Origin of the sequence: Halococcus morrhuae DSM 1307 (assembly GCF_000336695.1) — an archaeon.
Lineage (GTDB): Archaea > Halobacteriota > Halobacteria > Halobacteriales > Halococcaceae > Halococcus > Halococcus morrhuae.
This window is the reverse complement of record NZ_AOMC01000036.1, coordinates 1-8418: the sequence shown is the minus strand read 5'-3', so window position 1 is coordinate 8418 and position 8418 is coordinate 1. Positions and strand designations below refer to the sequence as shown.

Genomic DNA, 8418 nt, shown 5'->3' with positions numbered 1-8418 from the left:
TTTTTTGTCGACGGATGAATCGGTCTGTCGAATCGTACAGCAGTATCTTCAGCTGTCGTCAGGGAACTGGTGCGGCGGAATTCTTGGACGGGCTCCTCATTGCTGCTGTTTGTCTTTTGGGCGGCGGAGCCTCTCATCCAACAGAGACCGCCCGGATGGTATGCGTGGGCGGGCTTCTACACCGGACTGCTCATTCTATACTGGCAATTCAATCTTGAGCTACTTGATGATTCAAGAATACAACCGAACATCAGGTAGTGAATATTCTCATCTGCTGATTAACAAGCGATGGATATTGGATATGAGATCGACAAGCGTGAGCATTTCCCCACCGTGGTGCCTCACGGCCCCTTCGGGGAGGGAGATCTGACTCTATGAGTATTTCAAGGATGGTATAGAGATGGAACTGTCGGTGAGAGGAGACAATTACGACAGGACTGGTGGCCGGAGAAGCGGACTGTCGTGGCGAGCACGCCGGGACGTGCGGTTTTCGGTGGTGGGTAGCACGGAGCTGCTCTTCACTCGACTCGGACGCCACTCCGAGAATACATCCCACCAGCTCCGCCGACGCGCTCGCTATCACGGTCCATCGTGTGTGCATCCAAAACGCACAACCGTAATACTTCCGCCCCGTGGGCGGTGAGAACTGCCATTTCGATGTCGAGACACGTAAGCGACCAGAACTCTCGGATCGAGCGTGCTGGACATTGTTTCGGTACTGCGAGGCACTCGCCGCGAGCGCCAAGGCGAGTCCGGGCGTGCAACCGGGATTGGTTGCGTCAATCGGATAGGAGCGCTCCTCTGTTAGTAGATTTCCCCTCGTTACAGGCGGAGAGAAGACATTCATGTTCTGAGATACTACGGTCAGGTACAAGGATGGTTCACAATGAGCACACTAGATCGTGTCAAAACGGTATTCACGGACGCTGAACCTGACGAATCCCATCCATACGAGTGCAAGACCTGTGGGGCGTGCTTCAGGCTTCAACCGCAAGTGTGTCGCGAGTGCGGCGGATATACTTTCGATCGAGCTGAGTGGCAGTCTTAGAGCACCCTGTAATTAGGGGAGTGCCTATTGACCCCACCTTCAGTACCTCCTACTCAACGGTCAAGCGAACGCAGGACTCGCCCTGCGTTCGCGGTTCTGGTATCGCCAGTTCCGTGAGATCGTTCTCCTGTTCGCGCTCAACAACATCAGGAAACTCGCCAAGACGCTATGATCGTACTCCCGTACCGCATTTTCAATAGAGCAGGATTTTGCTGATTTGATCGCATTCTCTAAGCCTGGTGACACCATAGAAGCTCTGCGTCTGATCCCGCAATCCGAAATGAATGAAAAGCTACTATCCGGCGAAATCGCCGGCACAAAAAGGATGAGATCGAGTTGAGCAGGTACTGAAAGTGGGATCCTACGGAGAAGATGATTAAGGAATATTTATGTGGTGGTTCTTCTCATCACTGGAAGAATGCGCCTCACTGTGTGTGAACTCCCCGAAGATCGTTCAGCGTTTGAGCGTGCTTGGAACGACCTCGTCGATCACGTTGCTGCTGAGGAGAGCGATCTCGTATTGCTCCCAGAGATGCCATTTGCCCAATGGCTTCCGGCAAGCCCCGACGATGATTCGGCTGCGTGGCAACAGGCAGTCACCGCTCACGACGAGTGGATTACTTGCTTAGATGAGTTTGCACCGGCAACTGTACTTCTGTCACGTCCAACGATCCGCCACGATCGGCGGCTCAACGAGGGCCTCATGTGGACCCCAGCCGATGGGATAGAAACGACACACGAGAAACGCTATCTCCCGGAGGAGCCAGGCTTCTGGGAGGCATCTTGGTACGATAGTGGGAGACGTGAGTTCACGCCAGTGAAATGTGCTGGAGCGTTGACGGGCTTTCTTATCTGTACGGACCTGTGGGCCGCTGAGAAGGCCCGATCGTATGGTCAGAGTGGTGCACATCTCATCGCCAATCCCCGAGCAACTGAAGCCTGTACACTCGAAAAATGGCGTGCTGGAGGTCAAGCGATGAGCGTCGTTTCAGGGTCGTTCGTCGCGTCATCGAATCGCGTCACCATCGAAGACGACCAATCGGACGTGATATTTGGCGGCGAGGGATGGATCGTGGATCCCGATGGAACGATGATCGCTCGTACCTCACAGGGTCAGCCATTCGTCACCATCGATGTCGATCTCGATGTTGCTGAACGAGCAAAAGAAACGTATCCACGACCAGCATTTCTGTAGTGTATTCTATCCTCAACATCCGACTGAAACCAAACTAACCAACTTTCAATTATAACGGAATAGATGAGGAGAGCAATTCCTACATGATTATATAGGAAGATTTAAGGGGTGGTGTATTAATGATAGGTCTGGATATGGTTGAAAAACCCACTCCAGATCGGCGATCGTTCCTGAAAGCAATCGGTGCAGGGGCGCTGCTCGGCGGATTGAGCGGCGTCGCATCGGCTACACCGGGTCGTCAGCCCGGTCCGAAAAAAGACGAAATCCTCGTCGGGGTGTCGGCGTCGGCGGCCGACATGGACCAGACAGTCACACAGGCCGTCCCCAGCAATGCGGAGATCGTTCACCGAAACGAGACACTGAGCTATGTCGCGGTGAAATTCCCGAGCCAAGCCGCAGACCGTGCGAAGGAGAACTTCATCGACGCGATCACGAAGAAAGATCACATCAAGTACGCCGAGCCGAACACGACCCACGAAGCGCTCTACGAACCGAGCGATCCACGATTCGGCGACCAGTACGCACCGACACAAGTCAAATCCGATCAGGCGTGGAACACTACGCTCGGCGATTCGTCGGTCACTATCGCGGTCGTCGATACGGGTGCCCAGTACGACCACCCCGACCTCCAATCGAACTACAAGTCCAACCCCGGTCGGGATTTTGCCGATGACGATTCGGACCCGTATCCCGATGTACCGAGCGACGAGTACCACGGTACCCACGTCTCGGGCTGTGCGGCCGCCGTGATCGACAACGGCACCGGCGTCGCTGGCCAAGGCAACTCCTCGCTCATTAATGGCCGCGCACTCGACGAAGGCGGGAGCGGTTCCACATCAGATATCGCTGACGCCATAGAGTGGGCGGCCGACCAAGGAGCCGACATCATCAACCTCTCGCTTGGCGGTGGCGGCTACACGAGCACGATGAAAAATGCCGTCAGCTACGCGACCGACAACGGCGCACTCGTTATCGCCGCAGCGGGGAACAGCGGCTCTAGTTCCGTCAGTTACCCCGCCGCCTACAGCGAGTGCGTCGCGATTTCGGCGGTCGACGACAACGAACAGCTGGCGAGTTTCAGCCAGTACGGCGAGAAGGTCGAACTGTGTGCACCGGGCGTGGACGTGCTCTCGACGACTACCGAAACGCGCGGCTCCTACGAGCGGCTCTCGGGCACGTCGATGGCGACACCGGTGACCTCCGGCGTCGCCGGACTCACGCTCGCAAAGTGGAACCTCACCAATTCCGAACTTCGATCACACCTCAAAAACACCGCCGAGGACATCGGCCTCTCCGAGAACGAGCAGGGGAGCGGTCAGGTCGATGCCCTCGCAGCTGTCACCACCGATCCGTCGGACGGTGGCGGTGGTGGCGGCGGAGGCGGCGGCGAAACCACGTCCGGGAATGTCAGCGGCACATTGTACAGTTCCTCGGACTACGACGACTACACGTGGTCGTGGACGTACTCCTCGCCGAGCCAGGTCGCCGTTGAACTCGATGGACCGACCAACGCCGACTTCGACCTTTACGTCAACACGGGCACAAGCCAGAGTGCCTCACCGAACAACTATGACTACACCTCTCGGTCGACCAACAGCCAGGAGACGATCACCATCGACAACCCCGACGACTCGGCAGCCATGCAGATCGACGTCGATTCATACAGCGGGTCTGGTGACTATACGCTGACAATCACTGAAACGAAATAATCGAACGGTACGGACGGTTTTTGTGACGTAACGCCAATCATGTGCCCATGAGTTAGACTCAGTTATTCTTGTCTTCGTGAGCATCTGCAGGCAAACATTGAGCAGTTGATCCTCAGCCATACAGGGCTATTCAGGAGCGTGTTTGGAAATCACCACGAACCAAGACCGCAAGAGGGCGAATGATCGTCTCAAATATCCATGCGAAATCGTATTGAAATTTGCCGAATGTATACCGAGAATCAATGACGGGCCTCTACCATTCGAAAATACTATCGTTCGAAGCAATATGGGTCATCGTGATGAGACGAGCCTCATGAGGTACTTCGAGTTCACCATCAAACCAGACGATGGAGCGATTCATCCCGTCGATAACGCCATCATCGAGACGCCCGGCGTCACGCGCGAGGCGCTCGTCCACATCAACGCGCTCGCCAATGGCACGGGCGTGATGCTCTACCGCCTCCGCGGCGACGTCACTGACCTCGAAACGCGCCTCGATGGCCATCCCGAACTACTCTCGTGTGCGCCAGTCGCCATTGAGGGCGAGACGTTCCATTTCTACGTCCACGTCAAGCCGGGTCAGCCCGCCGGCCGGCTGATGGCCGTCGCCCAGAAGTACGCCCTCATGATCATCCCGCCGCTTTCGTTCATCGAAGGTGGACTCCAGATCACCATCGTCGGCACCCACAAGATGCTCCAGCAGGCGCTGGAAGAACTGCCCGAAGAAACACATATCTCCGTCGAGCAGGTCGGCGAGTATTCACCGAACAGCAGAAACGTACTCACGCTGCTGACCGACCGCCAGCTCGAAGTATTCGAAACGGCCGTCGAAAACGGCTACTACGACATCCCGCGGCGGGCGACCCATGAGGACATCGCCGACGGTCTCGGCTGTGCGGCGAGCACGGTCGACGAACACCTCCGGAAGGCCGAATTGCGGATTCTCACGTCGCTGGTGTGAGCGGGAGCCCCGGTGCGCGCCAGGACTGATTTAGTGGACCATCCAGTAAATCCGCACCCAGTTAGAACTCCCGCAACAGTCGATTGCCACCGTCCAGCCCTGCTGAATCCCTGCTCTGCATACAGCACGTTCAAAATTGGATTCGCCATTTTGTATTGAGAATTAACGCAGGAATTCGGGTGCTTGTTGCTCAATAACCTTGTATTCAGACTTGTTGCATAGATGTGCATCTGCATAATAGCCGTTCAACACGGCAAGAATTATAGTAGTGCTCCGAGAGACGGCACTGTGGTTCAACAATGAGTGGAAATTTGCCCGACCCCCAAGACGTTTCGGTTGATAACCTCGTTGAGTTGGTTGAAAATCTGCCCGAAGACAAACGACAGGAGTTGCTCTCACAAGTCACCAGTGGTGATCTCGGTGACGTTGGTGAGAACCTCGGGCTCTGAACGAGATCGAACCCGCTCGAACACTTATCTCTGGAGGAGCAGCCGTTCGGAAGAGGTGTGTTCTGGATGCAACGGCCAAACATGGGTCGCTGACCGATGGATTCATCTGGCGAACCAGTGGATAGACACACATGAAGCGGCGGACACTCGGCGTTGTGGTGGTCACACTTCTCATCGTTTTCGCGGGATGTGCGAGCAGTTCACCCTCGTCAAATCAGACGCAGCCAAGCAGTGCTCCCGATAGCGCCGGCTCGGGTGACACACCAATCAACGCCACGACTCCCTCGACCAATAGTCCCGCGAATACGAGTGAGTCACGGCAGTCAGGACCAGCGGCCAACGGCACGTTCGAGATCCACTCGATCAACGTCGGCCAGAGCGATTCCACGCTCATCATCGGGCCGACCAATCAGACGATGCTGATCGATACGGGTGACTACCGCGATGACGGCGAGTTCGTGCTCGACTACCTCAAAAAACACGACATCGACCGTATCGACTATCTCGTGACGACCCACCCCGACGCCGACCACATCGGGGGCAATGCCGCCGTCATCAAATACTACGAGACGAAAGCCAACGGGATTGGCGCAGTCTATGATCCTGGAATCAGCTCCAGTTCACAAACATATGAAGACTATCTCGACGCGGTCGAAAAGTATGACATCACGCTGTATGAGACCCACGCTGGGGACTCGATCCCCTTCGATGGTGTCCAAACACAGGTCCTCAGTCCTCCCGAGAATTACATCGAAGGCGAAGACCCCAACCAGAACAGCATTGTTCTACGACTCGGGTTCGGTCACACAAGTTTCGTCCTGCCGGGGGATGCTGAGAAAGGGGCCGAAAGCCACCTCACAGACGAGTACGGTGACCGACTCAATTCGACGGTACTGAAGGCCGGCCATCATGGCAGCGATACCAGTAGTACGAATCCATACCTCGATGCAGTTGACCCACAAGTGACGCTGATATCGAGCGCGTACAAGTCTCAATACGGCCATCCATCCCCGGAGGCGCTTCATCGGTTTGGGGAGCATGACATCGAAGTCTACTGGACGGCAACCCACGGCAACATCGTCGTAACGAGTGATGGCCACACGATCGATATTGCGACCCAGGAAAAAGCGCCAACCGACCCGACGTCACTCCGAGATGGAGACCCGGTCGAACCGGGCACGGACGGACCAGTCAGCCACCGCGAGAGCATCACGGTCGGTAGCGGGTTATCGCAAAATCCTCCGGAAGGCACATCGACGCCAGCCGCGAACACACCAGTGCGTTCATCAACATCGACACCGACCTCGGAGTCTTCGGAAACACCAGCCACGACGAGGATTGCGAGTGATGGTGGCACGGAATCGGGGGTGAATGAGAGTGGTCCATTCGAAGTGACGACCATCCATGCCGATGCGGAAGGTGACGATAGAGAGAACCTCAACGATGAATACCTCGTGCTCGAAAACACGGGGTCAACATCGCTTGACGTCTCGGGGTGGACCGTCAAGGATGGGAGCTCACGCGAGTACACGATTTCATCCGGGACTGTCATAGAGGCCGGCGAGACGCTCACGCTCCACACTGGCGAGGGAACGGATGCCGGGAACGACCTGTACTGGGGGTCTGGCAGTGCGATCTGGAATAACGGCGGTGATACGATCACGGTTACAAACGCGCAGGACGAACAGGTCCTCAAGGAGGAGTACTGATGGTGACCAAAGAATACCGCGGGGTACTGGACCGCTTCGAGGACGACCTCGCAGTGGTGCTACTCGAACGTGATGGGGAGACGGTGGGGGATATTGCGGTTCCTCGAGAGCAACTGCCCGAAGACGGTCGTCATCGGGACGCGATCTTCACGATCGAGATGGAAGGCGAGACGGTCCAAACCATCTCATACCGCCCAGAAGAGACACGCAAGCAGGCCGAGCAGGCCCAGTCACGATTCGACCGCCTCTCGCAGCGGCCGCCGAGAAGTGACGAAAAGAGTTGATCGGACAAGCCGATTGGCTAGAGACGGGTGGTCAGTCGTCGGAGCCACCCGCGCCGCTCGGTCCGGAGCCTCCCGGACCGCTGTCGTCATCGAACATGTCCTCGGTGTCCCCAGTACCNGGTCAGTCGTCGGAGCCACCCGCGCCGCTCGGTCCGGAGCCTCCCGGACCGCTGTCGTCATCGAACATGTCCTCGGTGTCCCCAGTACCGCCGGTGCTGCCGGTGTCGCGAGTGCTGTCGGCAGTTTCGTCCTCTTCAACGAGGTCTTCGGCACTGCTTCGCGCACTGCTTAGCCAGTCGCCGATGTTTTCGGCGACGTAGTCCTTGCTGCCCCAGCCGAGACCGATTGCGATGGCGAGGGCAAGCCCGACACCGAGCGCCCCGAAGACCGACACGACAACCGTGTTGAAGAGGGTTTCTAGAATATCGACGCCGAGACCGAGTCTGCTCAACACCGTTGTGATGACGTAGTAGTAAGCGAACACCTTCACACCGAGACCGGCGTAGTCGGTCACCTGGCTCGTGTTGATATCCGCTACGACGTCACCGAGCAGGTCGGCCACGTAGATGCCGATGAGGAGGAAGATGAGCGCGCCGATGAGCACCGGGAGATACGCCGTCAGGCCGGTGAACATCTGGGTCAGGACGGCAAACTGGAGCGCATCCACCGCCTGAACCAGCGCGAAGTAGTAGATGATGTATTCGACGACCGTCCCGAGGGCGTTGCCGACCCCGCCGACCGCGTCCGTGATGCGCGCGAGCGGCGTCCCTTCCAGATAGCGGTCGACATCGAACCCACCGAGGACACTGCCGATGATGTCACCGACGAACCGGCCGATGGCGAACCCGACGCCGAGGATGATGGCCGCCACGACGATTTTCAGCACGGCCGAGACGATACTCGACAGTATATCGCCAGGGATCGGGAGCTGGAGCTGTTGGAGCGCGAGGAGGAGTGCGAAGATGATGATAATGTGCTCTGTTGATCGCCGGTTCCGTCTGGCGATTCTACCGCTGAGTTCAGGGGAATTGGACGCCTTCTTGCGGTATGGAACGTTTGCGAC

General features: G+C 57.1%; 6 protein-coding genes and 1 pseudogene. 6 read left to right on the top strand and 1 reads right to left on the bottom strand.

All coding sequences use genetic code 11. The annotated features are described in order from the left end of the window. Window positions 1-1092 precede the first annotated feature (1092 nt). From C448_RS16610 to C448_RS01890, 6 genes and pseudogenes are all read left to right on the top strand, one after another. Window positions 1093-1220, top strand: a pseudogene (locus tag C448_RS16610) (IS5/IS1182 family transposase); the annotation flags it as partial. 246 nt (window positions 1221-1466) lie between these two features. Then, the gene (locus C448_RS15300; RefSeq protein WP_152415497.1) at window positions 1467-2243 is read left to right on the top strand and encodes a carbon-nitrogen hydrolase family protein; all 777 of its coding nucleotides are present in this window, start codon (window positions 1467-1469) and stop codon (window positions 2241-2243) included. A gap of 134 nt (window positions 2244-2377) precedes the next feature. Continuing rightward, window positions 2378-3952, top strand: coding sequence for a S8 family serine peptidase (locus C448_RS01905; RefSeq protein ID WP_004051521.1), 1575 nt, complete (start codon window positions 2378-2380; stop codon window positions 3950-3952). Between the two features lie 313 nt (window positions 3953-4265). Beyond that, window positions 4266-4913 (top strand): helix-turn-helix domain-containing protein, encoded by a 648-nt coding sequence (locus C448_RS01900; protein ID WP_049916022.1) that lies wholly within the window; start codon window positions 4266-4268, stop codon window positions 4911-4913. 580 nt (window positions 4914-5493) lie between these two features. After that, window positions 5494-7071 (top strand): lamin tail domain-containing protein, encoded by a 1578-nt coding sequence (locus C448_RS01895; protein ID WP_004051519.1) that lies wholly within the window; start codon window positions 5494-5496, stop codon window positions 7069-7071. Next, window positions 7071-7355 carry a DUF3006 domain-containing protein gene (locus C448_RS01890; RefSeq protein WP_004051518.1) on the top strand — a complete coding sequence of 95 codons (285 nt, stop codon included), beginning with the start codon at window positions 7071-7073 and terminating at the stop codon, window positions 7353-7355. The genes C448_RS01895 and C448_RS01890 overlap by 1 nt, the downstream gene beginning before the upstream one ends. 121 nt (window positions 7356-7476) lie before the next feature. On the opposite strand, the gene C448_RS01885 is transcribed toward C448_RS01890, so the two are convergent. Continuing rightward, the coding region (locus tag C448_RS01885; RefSeq protein WP_004051517.1) for a mechanosensitive ion channel family protein at window positions 7477-8418 on the bottom strand (942 nt) is incomplete at its 5' end.

Coding starts and splice junctions, on each gene's coding strand:
- C448_RS01890 (WP_004051518.1), top strand. CDS start 7,071: ATGGTGACCAAAGAATACCGCGGGGTACTGGACCGCTTCGAGGACGAC.
- C448_RS15300 (WP_152415497.1), top strand. CDS start 1,467: ATGCGCCTCACTGTGTGTGAACTCCCCGAAGATCGTTCAGCGTTTGAG.
- C448_RS01895 (WP_004051519.1), top strand. CDS start 5,494: ATGAAGCGGCGGACACTCGGCGTTGTGGTGGTCACACTTCTCATCGTT.
- C448_RS01900 (WP_049916022.1), top strand. CDS start 4,266: ATGAGGTACTTCGAGTTCACCATCAAACCAGACGATGGAGCGATTCAT.
- C448_RS01905 (WP_004051521.1), top strand. CDS start 2,378: ATGGTTGAAAAACCCACTCCAGATCGGCGATCGTTCCTGAAAGCAATC.